This is a genomic window from Cytobacillus sp. NCCP-133 (genome assembly GCF_026011715.1).
Classification (GTDB): domain Bacteria; phylum Bacillota; class Bacilli; order Bacillales; family Cytobacillaceae; genus Cytobacillus.
The window spans coordinates 12,979-32,615 of the sequence record NZ_BRVM01000029.1; the positions used below are offsets into that span (position 1 = coordinate 12,979).

General features: G+C 42.3%; 15 protein-coding genes and 4 pseudogenes. 5 read left to right on the plus strand and 14 right to left on the minus strand.

The genetic code is table 11. From position 1 onward, the window contains the following. Nucleotides 1-10: 10 nt before the first annotated feature. Complete coding sequence (locus NCCP133_RS20305) at nt 11-1,255, minus strand: M20 family metallo-hydrolase (RefSeq protein WP_264807064.1); 1,245 nt, start codon at nt 1,253-1,255, stop codon at nt 11-13. 211 nt (nt 1,256-1,466) lie between these two features. On the opposite strand from NCCP133_RS20305, the gene NCCP133_RS20310 reads away from it, so the two are divergent. Beyond that, a complete protein-coding gene (locus NCCP133_RS20310) occupies nt 1,467-2,891 on the plus strand; it encodes a sigma-54 interaction domain-containing protein (RefSeq protein WP_264807065.1) in 1,425 nt (474 codons plus the stop codon). 41 nt (nt 2,892-2,932) lie between these two features. On the opposite strand, the gene NCCP133_RS20315 is transcribed toward NCCP133_RS20310, so the two are convergent. The 7 genes and pseudogenes from NCCP133_RS20315 to NCCP133_RS21940 form a co-directional block, all read right to left on the minus strand. Continuing rightward, the gene (locus NCCP133_RS20315; RefSeq protein WP_264807066.1) at nt 2,933-3,541 is read right to left on the minus strand and encodes an FMN-binding negative transcriptional regulator; all 609 of its coding nucleotides are present in this window, start codon (nt 3,539-3,541) and stop codon (nt 2,933-2,935) included. A gap of 150 nt (nt 3,542-3,691) precedes the next feature. Next, the gene (locus NCCP133_RS20320) at nt 3,692-4,486 is read right to left on the minus strand and encodes a fumarylacetoacetate hydrolase family protein (protein WP_264807067.1); all 795 of its coding nucleotides are present in this window, start codon (nt 4,484-4,486) and stop codon (nt 3,692-3,694) included. 20 nt (nt 4,487-4,506) lie between these two features. Further along, a pseudogene (locus tag NCCP133_RS20330) lies at nt 4,507-4,970 on the minus strand (FumA C-terminus/TtdB family hydratase beta subunit). After that, complete coding sequence (locus NCCP133_RS20335; RefSeq protein ID WP_264807069.1) at nt 4,925-5,116, minus strand: fumarate hydratase C-terminal domain-containing protein; 192 nt, start codon at nt 5,114-5,116, stop codon at nt 4,925-4,927. Before NCCP133_RS20335 ends, NCCP133_RS20330 begins: the two are co-directional and overlap by 46 nt. Beyond that, nucleotides 5,113-6,012, minus strand: a pseudogene (ttdA, locus tag NCCP133_RS20340) (L(+)-tartrate dehydratase subunit alpha). Before ttdA ends, NCCP133_RS20335 begins: the two are co-directional and overlap by 4 nt. Before the next feature lie 30 nt (nt 6,013-6,042). After that, nucleotides 6,043-6,378, minus strand: a complete 336-nt coding sequence (locus tag NCCP133_RS20345; protein WP_264807070.1) for an SLC13 family permease — start codon at nt 6,376-6,378, stop codon at nt 6,043-6,045. A 61-nt stretch (nt 6,379-6,439) separates the two neighbouring features. Continuing rightward, a pseudogene (locus tag NCCP133_RS21940) lies at nt 6,440-6,631 on the minus strand (SLC13 family permease); the annotation flags it as partial. Here NCCP133_RS21940 and NCCP133_RS20350 point away from each other — a divergent pair. Continuing rightward, a complete protein-coding gene (locus tag NCCP133_RS20350) occupies nt 6,630-7,232 on the plus strand; it encodes an SLC13 family permease (RefSeq protein WP_264807071.1) in 603 nt (200 codons plus the stop codon). The pseudogene NCCP133_RS21940 and the gene NCCP133_RS20350 sit on opposite strands and share 2 nt — an antisense overlap. Nucleotides 7,233-7,886: 654 nt before the next feature. On the opposite strand, the gene NCCP133_RS20355 is transcribed toward NCCP133_RS20350, so the two are convergent. Further along, complete coding sequence (locus tag NCCP133_RS20355) at nt 7,887-10,061, minus strand: YecA family protein (RefSeq protein WP_264807072.1); 2,175 nt, start codon at nt 10,059-10,061, stop codon at nt 7,887-7,889. A 136-nt stretch (nt 10,062-10,197) separates the two neighbouring features. On the opposite strand from NCCP133_RS20355, the pseudogene NCCP133_RS22025 reads away from it, so the two are divergent. Next, nucleotides 10,198-10,263, plus strand: a pseudogene (locus tag NCCP133_RS22025) (IS3 family transposase); the annotation flags it as partial. Nucleotides 10,264-10,438: 175 nt separating this feature from the next. Here the strand turns inward: NCCP133_RS22025 and NCCP133_RS20360 are convergent. From NCCP133_RS20360 to NCCP133_RS20375, 4 genes are all read right to left on the minus strand, one after another. Then, complete coding sequence (locus NCCP133_RS20360) at nt 10,439-13,219, minus strand: DUF6359 domain-containing protein (protein WP_264807073.1); 2,781 nt, start codon at nt 13,217-13,219, stop codon at nt 10,439-10,441. 472 nt (nt 13,220-13,691) lie between these two features. Then, nucleotides 13,692-14,258: a 3D domain-containing protein gene (locus tag NCCP133_RS20365; RefSeq protein ID WP_264807074.1), complete on the minus strand. Its 567-nt coding sequence runs from the start codon at nt 14,256-14,258 to the stop codon at nt 13,692-13,694. A 161-nt stretch (nt 14,259-14,419) separates the two neighbouring features. Beyond that, nucleotides 14,420-15,607 (minus strand): S-layer homology domain-containing protein, encoded by a 1,188-nt coding sequence (locus NCCP133_RS22030; RefSeq protein ID WP_264807075.1) that lies wholly within the window; start codon nt 15,605-15,607, stop codon nt 14,420-14,422. A 299-nt stretch (nt 15,608-15,906) separates the two neighbouring features. Then, a complete protein-coding gene (locus NCCP133_RS20375) occupies nt 15,907-17,670 on the minus strand; it encodes a methyl-accepting chemotaxis protein (RefSeq protein ID WP_264807076.1) in 1,764 nt (587 codons plus the stop codon). A 328-nt stretch (nt 17,671-17,998) separates the two neighbouring features. Between NCCP133_RS20375 and NCCP133_RS20380 the strand changes: the two genes are divergently transcribed. Both NCCP133_RS20380 and NCCP133_RS20385 read left to right on the plus strand, forming a co-directional pair. Then, nucleotides 17,999-18,220 (plus strand): helix-turn-helix domain-containing protein, encoded by a 222-nt coding sequence (locus NCCP133_RS20380; RefSeq protein ID WP_264807077.1) that lies wholly within the window; start codon nt 17,999-18,001, stop codon nt 18,218-18,220. 255 nt (nt 18,221-18,475) lie between these two features. Next, on the plus strand, nt 18,476-19,000 hold the full coding sequence (locus NCCP133_RS20385; RefSeq protein ID WP_264807078.1) for a competence protein ComK: 525 nt from the start codon (nt 18,476-18,478) through the stop codon (nt 18,998-19,000). A gap of 40 nt (nt 19,001-19,040) precedes the next feature. Here NCCP133_RS20385 and NCCP133_RS20390 read toward each other — a convergent pair whose 3' ends face one another. Then, on the minus strand, nt 19,041-19,319 hold the full coding sequence (locus NCCP133_RS20390) for a hypothetical protein (RefSeq protein WP_264807079.1): 279 nt from the start codon (nt 19,317-19,319) through the stop codon (nt 19,041-19,043). Nucleotides 19,320-19,637 lie beyond the last annotated feature (318 nt).

Here is a 19,637-nt window from a genome sequence, read left to right on the forward strand (position 1 = left end):
TTACCACTCCTTACAGGGTTTCTTTGTTCGCTAAAGCTAAAACAGTATCAAATAAAACCTGGACTCCCTTTTCAATATCACGAGCTTCACTGAATTCTTCCTCACAGTGGCTGAGCCCGTTGATGCTTGGAATAAAAAGCAGTGCTGTCGGGGTAATCCGATTCAAATATTTCGCATCATGGCCCGCGCCGCTCAGCATTCGCATATAAGAATAGCCATGCCTTTCTGCCGCCTCTTCCATTACTTCAATGATGTCTTCCGAAAAGGAATCTGTACCAATCTTGTCGATATCCTTGATCTGCAGATCCATTCTCTCCACCAGCGTCATCGTGCTTAATGTTTCCTTCAGCAGCTTCTCAAAGCGTTCCCGGACATGATCCTCTGGGTGACGGATATCGATTGAAAAAACAGCCTGATCTGCCACCGTGTTAATGACATTTGGGAATGCCTGGAATCGACCAACTGCAACGAGCAGATCCGGAACCTCCTCTGCAAGCGAGTAGACCTTCGCAATGAGCTTGGAAGCAAGCCGGACCGCATCTTTTCTGCGGTTCATGGGTGTTGTCCCCGTATGGGACGTCCTTCCGGTAACCGTCGCCTCCAGCCAGGTCATCCCTTGAATGCCCGTCACGACGCCAACGGATTTTCCCCTATCCTCAAGGACGGGGCCCTGTTCAATATGCAGCTCAAGGAAACAGAAAGGGTCCTGCTGGCGGTTTTCCTTCAAACCTGTGTAGCCAATGCGCTCCAGTTCTTCACTAAAAACAGAGCCTTTTTGATCCTTCGTATTCAGAGTCGTTTGCTTTTTAAAAACCTCTGCCATCGCGCCCGAGCCCAGCATGGCCGGCTGAAACCGGGCCCCTTCCTCATTGGTGAAATTAACAATTTCAATGGGCCTTTCCGTTTCTACACCAAGATCATTTAAAGTCCGGACCACCTCGAGAGCGCCAAACACCCCCAGCACCCCGTCATACTTTCCGCCTTTTGGCTGTGTATCCAGATGGGACCCTGCCAGTACCGGAGTAAGTTCATTATTTTTTCCTTTCCTCCGTCCATACATATTGCCAAAGTCATCAACCCTTGTTTCCAGACCGCATTCCTTCATCCACTGCAGGAAAAGATCTCTCATTTTTTTATCCTCGTCCGTCAATGAAAGCCTGCAGATCCCGCCATTCGGCAGTGTGCCAATTTCAGCGCTTTGCCGGATCGTTTCCATTAAACGCTCCAAATGGATATTCATGACTTGCTGTGTCACTACACCCGCTCCCTTCTTGCCTATTCTTATTGCAAGTAACGTGCCAAACGAATAGACACGTTTAGGCGGGATTTGCTAGTGTATATTGTGAATTTTTAGAATTTTTACTATAATAATGTTTAAAAGCGACTCGATTGAGTTGGTTTCGATTCAGATTTTCCACCTGCTTCCGGCAAAATTGAATCGAGATCAATTCAAAAAGGAGGATTTTATGGATCAGCTTCTAAAGCTAGCAGATCAGCGCCCACATTTTTTTATCGATATTTTGAATTCTATTAATGATGCTATCTATATTACAGATAAAAATGGAGTCACCCTATGGGTCAATCACATCAGCGAGGTTATGACCCAGGTGCCGAGGGAGAGACTGATTGGAAGAAATGTAAGAGATTTGGAGAGAGAAAAGGTATTTTCGCCTTCTGTTACGAGACTTGCATCTGAAGCCAACAGCAATGTCAGCACTGTCCAGGAAGTGAAAGACGGCCGTAAATACATCGCTACCGGCCATTTGGTGAAGGATGAATATGGAGAAGTGATTGCCATTGTCGCGCATTGCCGGGATATCACCGAAGCTGTCAAAACCTCTTCCAGGCTTCGGGAAACAGAGGAGTTATTGGAGAAATACAGCCAGGAGCTTCGAAAACTAAAGATCCCCCTACATATCAGTGATGATCCCGTAAAGAAAGAACTGATCTTACATCCATCAACAGAGGAGTTAATCGGAAAAATTGCCAATGTCGATACGACGGCCCTGATTACAGGTGAAACAGGCACAGGAAAAAGTGCGACAGCGGAAAGAATCCATTTATTTAGCAACCGCCATAAAGCGCCATTTATGCAAATCAACTGTGCCTCCATGCCGGAGCAGCTGCTGGAGTCTGAGCTTTTCGGCTATAAAAAAGGAGCCTTCACAGGGGCCAGCACATCCGGCAAACAGGGATTAATCCAGGCAGCAGAGGGCGGTACCTTATTTCTCGATGAAATCGGCGAGCTTCCTTCCCATCTCCAGGCGAAGCTGCTGCACTTTCTGCAATCAAAAACCTATTTGCCAATTGGCGCAAGGGAATATGTACAGGCGAACGTCCGGATCATTGCGGCCACAAACAGAAACCTGGAAAAAATGACAGAGGAAGGCACTTTCCGTTCTGACCTGTATTACCGGCTGCATATCCTTTCCATCAACCTTCCTCCGCTTAGAAAGCGAAAAGAAGTCATTGAAGATCTTGCTTTCTGCTTTCTGGACACCTACAACCGGAAATACAACGTGAATAAGCGAATGACTTCGCAAGTACTGGCTATCTTCCAATCCTACCACTGGCCGGGAAATATTCGAGAACTGGAAAATCTGGTGGAACGGCTGGTCATTCTTTCTGACCAAACCATTGATGAAAAAGACCTGCCGCAAAAAATGATGGAAAACAAGCAATTGAGCGGCTTTTTAAATCAGGCTGATCACTTCAGCAGTATGCCGGAACTGCTGAAGAACATGGAAAGGAATATGATTTTAGACGCTTTGAAAGTGGAAAAATCAACACGGAAGGCTGCACAAAAACTGGGTGTTACGCAATCGCTATTGATGAGGCGGGTGAGGAAGTACGGGATTGATATGCAGGCAGAATCTGCTCATCAGCAATAAATTAAAATAACCTGACTTAAAGGAGCAATTGTCATTAACGATTATTTTTTCAGGTTTTCTTTCATTAATTCCGAGATTTGCTGCTCATTGGTATTGGGGATCTGTTCCAGCTGATGAATAATAAGCTCCTGCCGCTCTCGGGAATGATTTTGGCTTAATTTCGCTTTCCCTTCAATACGATTAATCTTTATTTTGAATCCTTGAATTCCTTTATTCATGCCAGCGAGATACTCGGGGTCAACATCCTGCAATTTGTAAGAACTGTCTGGAACTTCATATTTCAATACCATATCATGCAGGGATTCCATTAACTTATCTTCATCCTCAATCAGTTCAACTTCACCATAAATGTGAACGGCTGTATAATTCCAGGTTGGCACGGCTTTATTGGTCTCATACCAGGATGGTGAGATATAACAATGTGGACCGTGAAAAATAGCCAAAACAGTTTGACCACTGATCTCTTTCCACTGGGGATTCGGGCGGGCAAAATGGCCATATAAGTATGTATGATCTTTGTTCAAAATTAACGGCAGATGTGTTGCGAAAGGCTGGCCATTGTGCTGAGAAAATAGAGTCGCAAAGCTATTCTCCTTGATGATAGTGAAGGCTTCATCGTCATTGATCGTAAAATGCTTAGGGATATACATAGAAAATCTCCTTCTTGTTTAATATATTCACAATCTTAGCATTTATAATAATAACAGAACTACGAAAAACCTTGCTGCCCAATGTCAACAAGGTTTATCTTTTCCACACTTTAACACTTCACTGTATCTGGGGTCAGGCACATTAGTGGTCTACTTTACATAATTGCAAAGTTTTCCGATTTGTTCCACCTCAACAACTACAGTATCTCCAGATTGCATGGGACAGCTTCCTGAAGGTGAACCAGTAGCAAGAATATCACCTGGTTCAAGGGTCATAACCTGAGAAATCCAGCTGATTAGAAAAGGAATGGAAAGCGACATCTCATTCGTATTGCCTTCTTGTACAACTTTTCCATTTAAAGTTGTAACGATTCTTAAGTTTGTTGGATCTATTCCTGTTACAATACATGGGCCCAGTGGTCCAAAAGTATCGAAACCCTTACCTCTTGTAAACTGGGGATCGGATTTAGTAAGGTCTCTCGCTGTAATATCATTAAAAACAGTACAGCCAAAGACATAATCTAATGCCTCTTCCTCTTTTATATTTTTACCGCGTTTCCCTATAACAAGTGCAACTTCCCCCTCCATTTCAACCTGTTTGGTTAAATCACTGGATGGAAGAATGATTTCCCCCTGATCTGGAATGATAGAAGAGGCAGGCTTTAAAAAAAGAAATGGCTCTCTCAGATTTGCCTGTCCCCCAGTCTCTTTTGCATGTTCTGCATAAGTCCAGCCAAAATTAACGATTTTCGAGGGTACTACTGGTTCCAATATCTTTACATCTCTATATTTAACTGTTACACCATCATATTTTAGTTCATTGTTTACAATCTCAGTAAAATTACTGGACAATTGAACAATTTCATCTTCCTCAACTATTCCAAAATATACTTTACCGTGATTCTGATAGCGGACGATCTTCTGTGTTTTTTGTAAAGTCTTCATATTTATACGAACTCCTTCAACTAATTGATGAATCGTACCTGCTTGCTGATTAATTCGTATGGTTCTTCCTTCTTCTTATTGAACTCTATCTTATTTTCTTCAAAGATGTTATTCCCTTCTGCATCAATAGAAACAATAAGCGGACCGAACTCCTTCACTTCACATACCCAAAGGGATTCAGGCATTCCAAGGTCTTTCCAATGTACTTCTTTAATTTCTTCGACCTTCTTTGCCCCATAAACAGCATTTCCCGCTGGAAAGACGACATGAAGCGCTTTGTGAGTCTACACCCTTCTTCGGTGTTTTTTCCCATTCCGCCTTTTCCAACAATCACTTTTACACCAGTTTCTTCAATGAATTCCTTTTCGAACTTTTCCATTCTCATACTGGTTGTAGGTCCGATCGAAACAATCTCGTACTCTTCATTTCCTAAGTCTCTCACGATGGGACCCGCGTGGAAAATAGCTTTCCCCTTAAGATCCACGGCAATGGAATTTTTTCTTCAATCAGTCTTCTGTGGGCGACATCCCTGCACGTGACTAATGCGCCAGTCAAATAAATGATATCTCCGGTGCGAATATCCTTTAAATCTTCATCTTTTATCGGTGTAGTTAAGACCTTTTTACTCATAGTGTTACCCCCTCGCGAGTACCAATTTCATAGTTCAAATTTCCATCAAAGGTTATTTTTCCTCTTCTATGAAACCAGCATCCTGTATTAATGGCCACTCCAATCGTAGAAGGATGTCTTGCTGTATTCACCACATTTACACCCATAAGAGATTTTGATTCCTTAAGTCCCTGTGGCCCAAGACCAATGGCATTTATTCCATCCTCAAGGAGTTTTTCCATCTTCGCAGCCTTTTCTTTTGGGTTCTTGCTTCCAACAGGTCTCATCAGCGCCATTTTTGAATTCATCGCTGCTGTTTCAACCGATGTGCCAATTCCTACACCTACCAGGAGTGGCGGACATGCGTTAAGCCCGTAACTGGTCATTCGATCAAGCACAAACTTTACTACGCCTTCATAGCCTTCACCTGGCATCAGAACCGTTGTCATTCCTGGAAGTGTTCATCCGCCGCCTGCCATATACGTATAGATTTCCGCCTTATCACTGTCTTCTTCAATTTCCCAGAAGATACTAGGTGTACCCTTGCCGATGTTCTCTCCTGTATTGTATTCATCAAAAGTCTCTACAGAGTTGTGGCGCAAAGGGGTTTCTTTTGTAGATTTATAGACGCTTTTTCTTAAAATACTCTCCAGCTGTCCGATTAATGGGAAATTTTCTCCACATTTTACGAAAAACTAAAGAACTCCTGTATCCTGACATGATGATCTCTTTAACTCATAAGCTAGTTTCTGGTTCTCTTCCATCGTTTCATAAATAATTTTAGCAAGAGGATTTGTTTCCTCTTCTTTTAGTTCCTTTAATTTATATTCTACATCTTTAGGAAGCTTATAGCTAACAAGTGATACAAACTTTGACATTATTCCTGTCATTTTTTCTTTGTCCTGTACTTTCGTCATATTTACCTCTCCTTTTTAATTTTATTTTTATTATGGATAGAATGGGAATAAAATTGGCAGCAAAATCATCGATACTATGATGGAAATGACAATTAATGGGGCACCTGCTTTTACATAATCTCTAAATTTATACCCTCCCAAACTGTATACCATCGTATTTGCTGGCATTCCAATCGGTGTTGCATAGGCGCATGAGCCCCCAATTACTGTTGCCATTAAAACCGCCTTTGGATCAGCGCCCATAACACTTGCAATCGAAAGGCCTATTGGAACCAATAATGCAGTTGTTGCTGTATTGGACATGAAATTTGTCATTACTGCAGAGAGCACAATGATGACAAACAACGTATGGGGAGGGATTTTCACCCAAAGCTCCTACTATAGAATTTGCCAATAGGTCTCCAGCCCCCGATTTCACCATTGCTTGAGCTAGCGCTAGTGAACTTACAAATAAAAGGATCGTATTCATATCTATTGATTTCATTGCATTCTTCTCTGAAATAACCCTTGCAGCGACTAAAACCAAAGCGCCAATCCATGCGGATATATACAACTCTACTCCAATTTGTTTTTCAAATACCATTGCAGCAATTATAAGTACCAGTAAGATGAATGCCATGTTCCGTTTCCATTTCGGTGCGCTAGAGTTGATTGTGGCTGTTGGCCTAACTCTTACTGGAGTTCTCGATGCATCAGAAGCGTTTGCTGGTTTTGTTAACGGGAATGTCCTGCTCTTTATGGCGATGTTTATTGTTGGTGCTGCATTTTTTGATACGGGTATGGCACAGAGAGTAGGGGGAGTTGTTACAAAGTTTGCCAAAACCGAAAGACAGTTGATTATTGCTGTAATGGTTATTACAGGTATAATGTCTGGATTTCTTTCTAATACAGGAACAGCAGCGGTTCTTATTCCAGTTGTATTAGGTATAGCAGCAAAGTCTGGATTTGCGAGGTCTAAACTTCTTTTACCGCTAGTTTTAGCTTCAGCAATGGGGGGGAATCTTAGTTTAATTGGTGCTCCAGGTAACATGATCGCTCAATCCGCACTTCAGGATATGGGGCTGGAGTTTGGGTTCTTTGAATATGCAAAGGTAGGTTTACCGATGCTCATTATTGGGATTATCTATTTTGGCTTGTATGGATATAAGCTTCTCCCGGATCGAAGAGATGATTCTCTAGACGCTGATTCTGTTTATAGCAAAGAAGTTGATTGTTATTAATAATACTCAATAGAGAAAACGCTTTCTTAAAACACATGTTAATACCTTGTAAACGTTTTTGCTATACGAATATTTAAGTCGAATTCACATGATCTTCACACGTTTTCCTTTTTATATAAATAAAAAAAATATGTAATTCTAAAAAATAACCCGATTAATTAAGCCTTTAGCTTAGATAATCAGGTTAATCAGTTGTTTTTTTAAAATTAATATCTTAATTATTAGGACGAAGAGAATATTTACACTTTTTTTCAACAAAAAGAGACCTTGTCTTCTCAACCGATTGACAAGGTCTCTTTAGTATGTTTTAATCCTTCACTATTCTCTTATTCTCTCTAATTATCTGCATTTTAAAAAAACAATATAGTATAAGCCCCGCCTACGCTACATACCATGATGGCCACACATGCCATCCACCTGTTTTTATTATAAATGAAAACGCTTACATATTCCACCTTAACGATTCTTCAATTTTCGACAAAACCGATAGAAGCAAACGATTTTTTTGCACCAGACCCACAAAAAGGATATCGTATTTTTTCTGTACGTATCCGGGGTCAGGCACACTAGCGTTCGAACCTAGCCATAAGGCTAGATTCGATTTGTCTATATCATCCTAACTTTTCTCTATCTTAAAACTGTACCGTACGAGGTTCAATCACGGCTTGGGATGGTCTCCTTGTCCCCTTGTCCCACCGCAAAAGCGGCCTGTTTCGGATACACCCTTTCAGCGCTGTAGATTTTCCAGTTTGTTTTTTGAGCCAAAGCTCCGAATAGAATCATCCCTGGCTGCATCCGTGAAAGGATGTCTTTTGGAACGGCTGTTTTAAACACCTGACCCGGTTCATCGATCTTTACCAGGTTTACATACGAAGCAGTGACAGATTTCACCTGAAAATACCCTTTTACCAAAGAGCCTGGAAATTCCCCATTTTCAACTATTCGGCGGAATTGCCCCAAAGTGCGGCTGTGTTCATACCTTCTTTCATGATAAGGGGTATAAGCTTCAAGTATCGCGATTGCCTGTAATATAGGAGACTCCAACTCTTTCACAAGCTGCTTTACGATTGGCCCATACGCTGTCCCATGTCTTCGGTCAAGCCAAGCCGCAAAGCTTTTAGCCACAGTGAAAAACCCTTTTGCCTGATGGGCCGTCGCATCAAAATTAAAATCCAGATAATAATAGGCGATCAGCGCTTCCCATTGCTCCGGAAGGATGCCGGTCGTCCCTGCAATCTTCTCCTCCTCTAAAAAATGAGAAATGACCTGCACGCCGAGACGGTATTTATAGAAGGTATTGGAGGCTTTCCCCGCACCTTTTTCCTGGAAGAATGCCAGGAGATCCTGCGCATTTTCATTCTTAATTTCATGAACAGGAAGTCCCATATCCTCCCATAGCTCCAATTCTTCTTTTGTCCAGGCAGCCTTATTCTCCATTGGATGATCCAAAAGGAAAAGAGCGGACTCCCTCTGTTCCCGAAGTGTAGTAAAAGGAGAAAGCGGTCTGTTCAACGCTTTCCTTAATTGGTTAAAGTCGGCTGTCCATTTCTCCTTTGTCTCGTTTTTCGTGTTCTGATAACTCGCATATTCCAGCTCCTGAAGCCACTGTTCCAGCTCTGCTTGTCTCTTTAATGCCGGCATCTCTGCCGGTGCTTTTCCATTAAACTGCGGAAGCGGCAGATGAAGTTCCATTGTGTGCAGCGCCTGCTGGGCAAAGTGCGCGAAAACTGGCGGAACCTCTTCCTCCAATGCTACACTAAAGGATTTAGCTTGGATCCCCGCAGGCACCTTCTGGCTTTCTTTCACCTCTTTAATCAAATCAGCCTGCGGAATATTCATTACGAGCTGCTGGAATTTAGCTGTGGCTGCTTGATCGAGAGATTGAAATGTCAGCTGATTCCCTTCTAGTTCAATCATCCCTTCGATTTCATTTAAATAGACCGGTCCATTTGCGAGATTATCTTCATAGCGGTAGCGATTGGCTACAAGACTTCCCCTGCCGCTATGTCCATCCCACTCCTCCATTTCCAAGCGTCCAGTTTGATGAATGGCTGTCATCACTTTATTAACATCATTCAAAGAATACGCGAGTGTCGACTGTACCAGCTCACTCTCCTCTTCGTCTGGCCGGTTTGTCTCCTGAAGCAAGGCACCCGTCATTTCCGGAAAAAGGTCGATCGCCGCTTTTTCATACGAGTCTCCGGTTTCATCCAAATGGCTTTTAAGAAGCTCCTTTGCTTCCTTCAACCTTCTCGGTCCGACGATGGCAGCGACGCCATTCATATAATAGCCGCCATCCTGTTCTTCCAACAGGCAAAATGCCCCTCCCCAAGGCTGCGGCACCGGCAATGTTTCACAATATGGCATATGAAAGCGTTCATGTGTAAATAAATCTTCCACAACAACCCCTCGTTCATGAAAATCGACATGCTGAATCAAACGAGGCACAAGCGACTCCCAAACCTGCGCCATCTTCTGCAGCGCCCGCTCATCCCGCCGCCCCCTCTTCCGGTTATACCCTTCGATCCCTCTTAATCCGCCAGTGGCTGGATGCCGATGAAAGAACATCAGCCAATGATGGGCAAACCCATCCATTATATCGCGCACACCTGTTCGTTCCCTAAACTCCTTCATGAGCGACTGATGCTCCTGAAAAGAAAAAGAACCAAGCACTTCCTCCGCTAACCGCTCACTCAGCCTTTTCTTCATCTGAAAAAACTGCTCCTGTTTCACATGCTCCAATTCAACCACTTTTTCCTTCTTCAAGCAGCATTGCTTATACTTTCTGCCGCTCCCGCACGGACAAGGCTCATTCCGCCCAATCGCCATCTCTATCCCTCCGAATTGATCTTTTTTTAAATTGTAACACAAGAGAAACAGCAGGAAGAAGAGTTTATATGATATGGGTCAGAGTAATACAAGAAGAGGAATATAGCCGGGTTGAACAACCACAAACAAAAAGAAGGAGCTTATCGTAGCTATTCGGGATTATATTCATTTTTATAATCATGAACGCTGCCATTTAAAATGAAATAAGCTGGCACCTGCAGAAAATAGGCACCAGCTTGAAGCTTACTATTCTCTTAACTCTGTCTGCCTTTTGGAGGATTCCTTTTGCATTGAACCCTCTTAAACACGTTTAAACTTCATTAAATAACAACTAGAAGAAAATAAGGGACATGGGAATGATCCATGTCCCTAAGCTGCTATGCTGCTTCCTCTCCCTCATAAGGAGACTTTATTTCCTCGCCATCCGAATCTTTGAAAATAATCTGGGATGGATCCGCTTTTTTCCCAAGTGTCCACTTCTGTACATTTTCAGCGCCGCGGATTTCTGCGACTTTGTCACTTTCGATCATGACTTCTTTCATCTCTGATCCTGTAAGGTCAACGATTGCGCCTTTGTTGGCTGAGCTGATGACCACTCTCGTGTTTTTAAGGCCTTCGCCTTTGACAGCCGCTGATTTTTTCAGCCATAGCCCTTGTGAGAGGCTAGAAGTTTCATCCATCACAACGAGTGCATTATGTGGCCCAACCACGAATTTCTTGGCATGATGGTTTACGAGTTTGAAAACATGGTCATATTTCGGCTCTTTCGGTGCAGCTGCCGGCTTTAAGCTTGTTTGAATCATCACAGGGTCATGGTCACTTGCCCGGCCATGCGCTTCCATGAAGCCTGAGTTGATATGAAGAATATCGACTTCTGTGTTCTTGGCCAGATTGTTGGATACTAAAATATGATCCAGCACCTGTGCATTTCCCTGGTAGTTATACGTATAGCGTTCATCCGGCTGTACTTTTTCGATCATGTTGGTTAATTCCTCACCCTTTAAGGCTTCTAAAGGATTGGAGAATTCAAAGTCATTAAAGTCACCAACAAGAACGAGATTGGCATCAGGGTCTTCTGCCTTGACTTCTTTGACAAAACCGTTAATAACGTTAGTGATTTTCATGCGCTGAATTTCGCTGGTTAAGACAGGAGGCTGAACTTTGCCGAATAACGGAAGATCTCCGCCTTTCGAGTTAAAATGGTTCGCAACGACAATGACGCTTTCGCCCTGGAATTCGAATTGTGCCGCCAAGGCTTTGCGGCTATCTTCAAATGCTGCATTTGTCGGATCAATGCGTCCTGGGTTTAGCGTCAGTTTGCCGTTTTCAAAATCAACAGCATCAGTCGCAGAGCCTTTTTCGCCTTCCGATAAGGTTACCCGTTCAGTGTTATACAGGAAGCCGACACGAATGTTTCCTCCAGGCTGTCCGCCATCCTGTTTATCTTCTGGAGCGATATCCGTGTAAGTGTAGGCTGGACCGCCAAGTTCTTTTATTTTTTCAATCAGCAAGGCTGCACTCCGGTCCGCTTCTGTTGTGCCGCTATCCGTTGGCCCGTCATTATCCTGGACCTCTGTCAGGCCAATGATATCCGGCTGCTTCATATGATCAACGATTGCTTCTGCTAATCTGGTCACCTTTTCCGCATCCGTTTTTGTTGAGAAATTTTCAACATTATAAGAAGCAATGGTCAATTGATCTTCTTCAGGTATCATGCTGGTTTCTTCTCTAACCGCCGGACCTTCCACAAATTCCGGCAATGAATCTGCATCACTTACTACTTTATAGTTGCTGAAGCCATAGCTGACAACACCCTGGATGCTGCCCTGAAAGCTGTCGCCCATTTTAGCAACAAAGCCGTTATCGTTAATATCCAAAGTAATTCTCTCAGGATTAAAATCATGTTCTGAGATGCGCAGTCCGCCTGCCGCTGTGTTGGTTTCCACATCTCCCGGAACCACTACAAGCTCGCCGTATTTTTGCGGCGCAACCACTTTAGGATTGTCCACTTGAACAAACATACCTTCCAGGCTTTCATAAAAATCGATTCCATCCTGCTCCGGATCAAATTCTTCAAAGCGATCATTATCGATCACTTTAGCAGGAAGGTTTTCCTGGTTAAGCATGACTGGTGCTGGCAGTTCCTGGCCTGAAGTCAGTTTATTGATTGCTGAAGCATTAATTTCAGTAACAGGCAAATCCGTTTCCAGCTTTTCAGCATACCCGTCAAGCACCCATTCTTTAATTTGTCCAGTAACGGAAACCACATCGCCCGCTTGTGCACCGTGGTTTTTTTTATAAACGAGAATTCCTTCTGAAGTAGCAGGGTCTTGGTCAGGCTGCAGGTCCTGCATGTAGAAGTTGTTTGCATCTGCCGCTTTTGTGACGATGCCTTCTACATCGGCAGCATATTGATTGGCATAGTCTGAATAATGCCCTGCCCCTTGAATATCATGAATGCGAAGTCCGCCTAATGCAGGCGTATAAGTAAACTCAGATACTCTGCTGTCTGTTAAGCCTTCTTTGACAGCATAGGCTTTAATCGTTGTTTTTTCATTAATGACAATCGGATCCGTGTAGGAATCACTTTGAGCAGCTGGCTCTGATCCATCTACCGTGTAATAAATGACTGCTCCTTCTGTGTCTGTGGATAAATTAACACCTGTTCCCTGCTTAACGGGACCCGCTTCAGGGGAAGCAGTGACAGCTGAGACCTGTGTTGGATCTGTTTCTTCCACCCAAGAATAAGACGAAGAGTTCTTTAGACCTGGAACTGAATAATAGGTTTCCAGTGTACCGGTAATTTGAACTTTCGCACCCAGGTTATCCGGGTTGTCCACCAGGTTTAATCCTGCTCTCACATTTCCGCTTGGCAGCTGTACCGGCAGGATTTTACTAGGATCTGTTTCATCGGGTGAGTCTGCAATGGCAATATTGGTTGCAACTGTAAACGGACCGCTATGGCTATAGCTTGAAGTGCTTTTCGTCACTCCAACCATATAACCTTCGACCGTGGCAACCCCCTTATTAGTCGCAATGGCCTCTGATACCGATTTCACTTCTTCTGCACTCGCCGTGGCAAAAGGACTGAAAAGACTGAAAATCAAAGCAATGACACTGATAAAGCGAACGAACTCTATGCGCGTCTCTCTATTCATCTAACCCTCTCCTATTTCCTTATTTTAAACGTTTGCAAAAGACTACCATTCTAGTTAATCACTCTTCTATTTTGTGTACAATCTGATATTTGTAAAAATTGTGTTAATAGCGAAAAATAAGAAAATATTCATATGGCCAACCTGGGTTTATCAGCCTATACAACTTAAACAACAATGCTTTTTAACTAAAATCGAATATAATCCAAGCAGGTGAATGAGCCTTTTTATCATAGATAGTCAGATCGTGCCCCCATTTGCGGCTTTTAATGAAGAGTGAAGAACTCTATTTGCAAGTTTGGGTTGTCTATTTGCAGGTTCACGCCGCCTATTTGCAAGTTCACCCCTTCTATTTGCAAAATCCCCTGTTCTATTTGCAAATTTACGCATCCTATTTGCATCGTTCACAATCAAATCAGCCATTTTCCATTAAACTAAAAAGAGAATCTCCAGCCAGGGAGATTCTCTCAGTCTATTATTTATATACTTTAATCGTTACGGTTTTGCTGCCCCATTGCAGAGCACGCTTTTTGTTTGGAATGAATACATCAATTTTATTTCCTCTTACGGCAGAGCCCTTGTCACCTGCGATCGCTTCACCGTAGCCAGGTACATATACTTTTGATCCCAGCGGAATAACGTTTGGATCGACTGAAATCACCTTTGCGTTCGGGTTTTTCTTCAGGTTGATTCCTGTATAGGTAATGCCGCTGCAGCCTTTGCAGCTGGCTGTGTAGGCAGTCGCTCTTACTGTAATTTCTTTATAAGCATTAGCTGATTCAGCTTTTACGGCTGTCTGTTTAGGTGCTGAAGTTTTTTGGGAAGAAGCCGCAACTTTAAGCACTTGATTTGGCTTGATTGTATTTGATTTTAATTTATTCCAGGATTTAATTTGATTAACGGTCACATTATTTTTTTTGGAGATGGCCCAAAGCGTATCTCCTTTTTTCACTGTATACGTATTTCCAGCGGCAGAAGTGACATTGGAAAATCCAAACGATAGAAAAGCAGCTGTTACTAAATAGATTACTAGTTTCTTCATGTTATCTCCTTTATGTCCCTTGATAGGAACATCTTAACACCCTAAGATAACAAGTAGATTTCAGTAAAACTCTTTTTTGGTTACAGTTTTTCTTCATTTTAATCTAAATGTAATATAAATGACCAAAATGGATAGACAATAACCCTTTCTGCAAGAAAGTCTTATCGATTCGAAAGCCGATCGAGGATCACAGCCATTTCGCCGCGCTTGAGCGGGCTGTCTGGACGATAGCTGCCGGCAGAGTCGCCATTAATCAGGCCCTGAGCCTGGATGTTTTGAATAGCATCATATGCCCAGAAGCCAGGCTTTACATCTGTGAAGTTCTTTTCCGCTGCTTCCGTCTGAGCTGGATAGATCTTGTTTAGAATAGCAGCTAGCTGGGCTCTGGTAATTTTCCCATTTGGCTTGAAGGTGCCGTCTGGGTAACCGCTCATATAGCCGGCATTTGAGAGGCGCAGAATACTTTTATACCCAAAGTGCTTTGAGATATCCGTATAAGATAAATCCATCTTTGCCTGCTTTTGCTCCGGATCGAGGATACGATCCAGAATAACAGCTGCCTGCCCGCGTGTTAATGAATTCTCAGGCCCGAAGAAGTAATCATTATAGCCAGTCATGATTCCTCGCTGACGGGCCTTTTCAACATATGGCTTCGTCCAGTGGTTTCTTGTATCAAAATAGAATTTGTACTTTTCCGGCACATAGCTGATCGCTTGGCGGCCCATCTGCACCCAGCCCGATTCAAAGTTAGCCCGGTCCACACGTCTGTTTTTAGAAGAATACAGCGGATCATTGACATACACGTATTTTGAATCATAACCTGTCACAACTGCTGAATGCATTCTGTATGTAATCTTTATTTTCCCGCTTGTTGTATTCCAGGTCTGAAACTCGCTCTCAGGAAGTCTTTTGAAGCGGGAATTATGAATAACCCAAACAGGGGCTCCCAGATCGATCATTTTATACACTTCACTCATCTTGCTGCCTGTTAAATCCACTATTCGATTAGGCAAATAGGTTTCAGCCAGATCAGCAATTGGACCATGATAAACACCCAATCCTGGTGAGCTGAATGTGTACATATTCCCCACAAAACCATCATAAGGATTGCCTTTATAGCCGTTCTTCAAATAAGGCACCTTTGTTACTTCCTTGGCCAGTGTCATTTTCCCGACATTCACATCAGCATCCTGGAGCAGCATGGCCAAGCTCGTTACCTCACAGCCTCTGGGCAATTCAGGAAATTGCTTCATAAATGGGACATTAAGAGGGGCAGCTGCACTTTTGGATGCCGGCATCAGCCCTAAAACAATGATGATGGCCATTACAGCAGATATTAATTTCTTCAATATTCCGAATCTCCTTTTCTATTTTTCATAATGATAGAATCCTTTTCTAAAACACCATAAAAAAATATAGCATAATATGCTGAAAGATTGGTTTATTCGCTGAAATTCACTGAATATGGCCTAGAGGGAGAAAAGAAAATCGGAACCTGACCCCCGGTACTTTAACGCGCCACTAAGGAAAACACCGGAACCACAATCATTCCCCATTTTTCAATCAAACGTTTGATTGAAATCTATCATATAATACTTTACGCATAAAGGAAGTCTATTAATATCAGACTGGGGGACTGGCATCCAGCTTATACTCTAAACACCTTCACCAGATCATTAAGCCCTTCAGCAAGTTCAGACAGCCGCTTGGAGCTTCCTGCCACTTCTTCCATGGAGCTGTTTGTTTGCTGGATGGATGCGGCAATCTGCTCAATGCCTGCAGCAGATTCCTCTGAAATGGCTGCAATGTCTTCGATTGATTGGCTGACCTTCGTGCTGTTTTCGGTAATTTGCGAAAGCTGCTGTGTAACTGCCTGCAGACGGCTGACCATATCGGTAACAGCTCCATTAATATGATGGAAGGTGCTTTCTGTCACTCTCATTTGTTCTGTTCCTTTTTCGACCTCCTGGTATCCGTTTTGGAGGGATGTGACAACCTCATTGGATTCATCTTTTATCCCGGTGACGATTGATGTTATATCTGAGACAGAATGAGAGACTTGCTCAGCCAGTTTGCGCACTTCTTCCGCTACTACTGAAAATCCTTTGCCGTGTTCTCCGGCCCTGGCAGCCTCGATCGCAGCATTTAACGCTAAAAGGTTTGTTTGATCTGCAATTTCCTTAATAACGGAAATGAGCTTTGCGATTTCCTGTGACTGTTTGTCAAGCCCCTGGACTTTTTCAACCGCTCTCTTAACAATTTGATCAATCGCATTCATTTGCTGAATGGAGGTCGTCATTGCCTCGTTTCCTTCTGCTGTTAAATGCAAGACTTCTTCTGACAGCTTCGAAACCTGTCCGCTGTTTTCATTGGCCTTCTTTATATACTCAACAAATTCATTCATGGCCTCAGATAAATCTGAAGCTGAACTCGCCTGCGTTTCAGAGCCCGATGACAATTCCTGCATGGTAGAAGCTACCTGGCTCGTTCCCTCTGTCACCTCATTTGAAGATTGATTCAGGTCTTCGCTATGGCTGCTTACTTCATCGGATGCTTTTACTACATCTTGAATGACCTTTCTCAGATTAGCTGCCATGCCATTAACACCAGTGCTTAATTGGCCGATTTCATCCTTTGTTGGAATCGTCAGGTCTTCAGCTGAGAGATCATTATTAGCGATTCTTTTGACATGTGCTGAAATCGCTTCAATATGCTTCGACACCCGATGACTGAATAGATAAGCGATAAGACCAGCCGCCAGCAATAAAATGCCAATAATAATGAGCTGGTTCCGAACAGTATTTATCATTTCCTGCTTATAATATTGCTCTGTTTCAGCTACGATAGAATCAATCTCATCTAAATAGTTCCCGGTACTGACGACATAGTCCCAGGGCTCAAACAGCTTGGAGTAAACACGCTTTTTAACCAATTCCTCCGCTCCCGGCTTTTCCCACATATACTCCGAAAATCCATCTTTTTCAGCTGCTGCAAGTATATTTTTGATTAAATAAGTACCATCAGGATCCTGGATTTCGAGCCGGTTTGACCCTTCTGCATCTGGTGTAATTGGATGCGCAATTAGCTGACCTTTCGTATCATCAATCCAAAAATAGCCGGATTTCCCATACCTGAGCTCTTTGATCAGCTCTCCGCCAAGTGATTTCGCTTCAGCTTCTGATAATTCACCTGACTGAAACTTTCCATAAGCATAATGCAAAAGCGAATAAGCAGATTCCACCTGATTTCTTACACTGGTATCATAATCCTTAATCAAATTTTCTTTGAAATTCTTTAACTGAATGCTGTTGCTATTAATGGCAGCCATAATATTATACGCGCTGACCGTACCTGCCAGTATCACAAAAATCGTTAAAAATACCAGCAATAGCTTGTGTTTAAATTTCTTCATCTTCTGACCCCTTTTTTTCTTTTTTGACACGAAGGAAAGCTTCCCTTACTATATCGTCTCATTCCTGCTTTACATGAATAAAATCTTAAAAATAGATTGTATTAGTGAAGGTAAAACACAGAAACGGTTCTTACAGGAGTCAATCGAAAGATTCGGATTATCAAAAACACTTTTATCTCACACTTGAACACATCACCTCATTTGGGGTCAGGCACTAAAATCGGCACTAAAATCATAAAAATTTCCTAATGGTACGTAAATGCGTACCACATGGAAAGCTTGGATGTGATAGATTTTCTATATAATCAATATGAAGGGGTGTGGAGATATGGGTAGAAAGGTTGTACTAAGTTTTAAAAAGACAATTGAGAAAAGGGATATTTCCTTAAGAGAGTTAGGCAGAATAGCAGATATTCGGCATGCCGCTTTAATTGAGTTAACCAATAAGAAAAGGCAGAGTATGAATTTTGGCCACATTGAACGCATAGCGGATTCACTAAATATTGATGATATTCGAGAGATTCTTGAACTTGAGAATAAAGAAGAATAAATGCTTTTTTTATATAAAATTTCCTTAAAATACTTGAAAGCCGTTGATTAAATCCCATTCCCTCTTTTCCGATCATCAATGAATCACACACTCCTCAATCTGAAAGATTCTTCTTAAACACTTATATCTCCCAAACGAAAACATCTTTGCACAATCCTCATGTGTCCTTGCTATTCTTCTTTGGTTACGATCTCACAGATTTTTTATGAATTATTGAAATGAATCCTACAAGAAAATCAAGGAGCTGAAGAAAAATTGTTTTCCGAAAAATACTACATTATCAATCAGCATTTTATGTATATGAAGGGCGAATACGACCCGAATGGAAAGCTGTGTACAATTGTAACAGAATTGAAAAAGACGATCCTCGTCGATAAGGCTCCTTTAAAGATATTGGAGGACAGCATCAAATGTATTGGTTTTGATTTACGAGGGGCAATGGCGACTGCCAAGTGGATCATCGGGGATACCCATATGACGCCAGTGATGGTGAATCCAATCCATCGAATTTGTGTGTTTCCGGATAAATCAGCCAAAAATGATGAAACCACGTGGTTCAATCCTAATCATATCGTCAGAACAAGGGACTTTAATCGAAAGACAAAAATTGAATTTCGAAATGGACAAACCCTTACCGTTCCGTCCAAATTGCCGGCTTTTAACCATAAACTGCAGACGGCAGAACAATTGAGAAATATCACGATTGAAATAGGAGAAAATCCAATTTCTTTCATCATTGAACCCCAAATAGACCAGATACGGCTTAGCCATAGCAGATGATTCACCACCTGCGCTCCCTCACGGAACAGTACTTCTTGCCTTACCCGCAGCAGGCAGATGAATCCTTCCAATAAGTCCCTAAATAACCCAACAGATCCTTTCGTCCTCTTCCTCCCTGTTTAATTAATACATCCACTTGATCCCTAGTTCTTTTTGGAACTAAGATCTCATTCTCGTAAACATGTTCATGAATGGATAACATACCTACAAAGAGAGGTATATAGTCTTGAATAGCATGAACATCTGTGCTTTTATTCATTTTGATCGCAAAGTCAGCATCAATGATTACTCTATCCCATTTATAATCAGTCATCTCCATCATAATCCTCCATAATGGCTTCCCAATCCTCATCAGTAAATTCCTGACTTGTTAAGCCAAAATCACTCGGAGATTTATGTACGATAGATAATAAATACGACAGTTTATTATGGACCCAAGAAACTAGACACGAAATGAGGAGATGTTAAAGTAGGTTTATGAAACAGCGAAAAAGTTATACATCAGAATTTAAATCTCAAATTGTGCTAGAAATCTTGAAGGAAGAAAAAACCCTAAAGTGCCGGGGGTCAGCGTATAATGGCAAATAAGTCAAGGGTCCAATTAAGATAAAAAAGACCGACCTTAAGCAGAACTCTC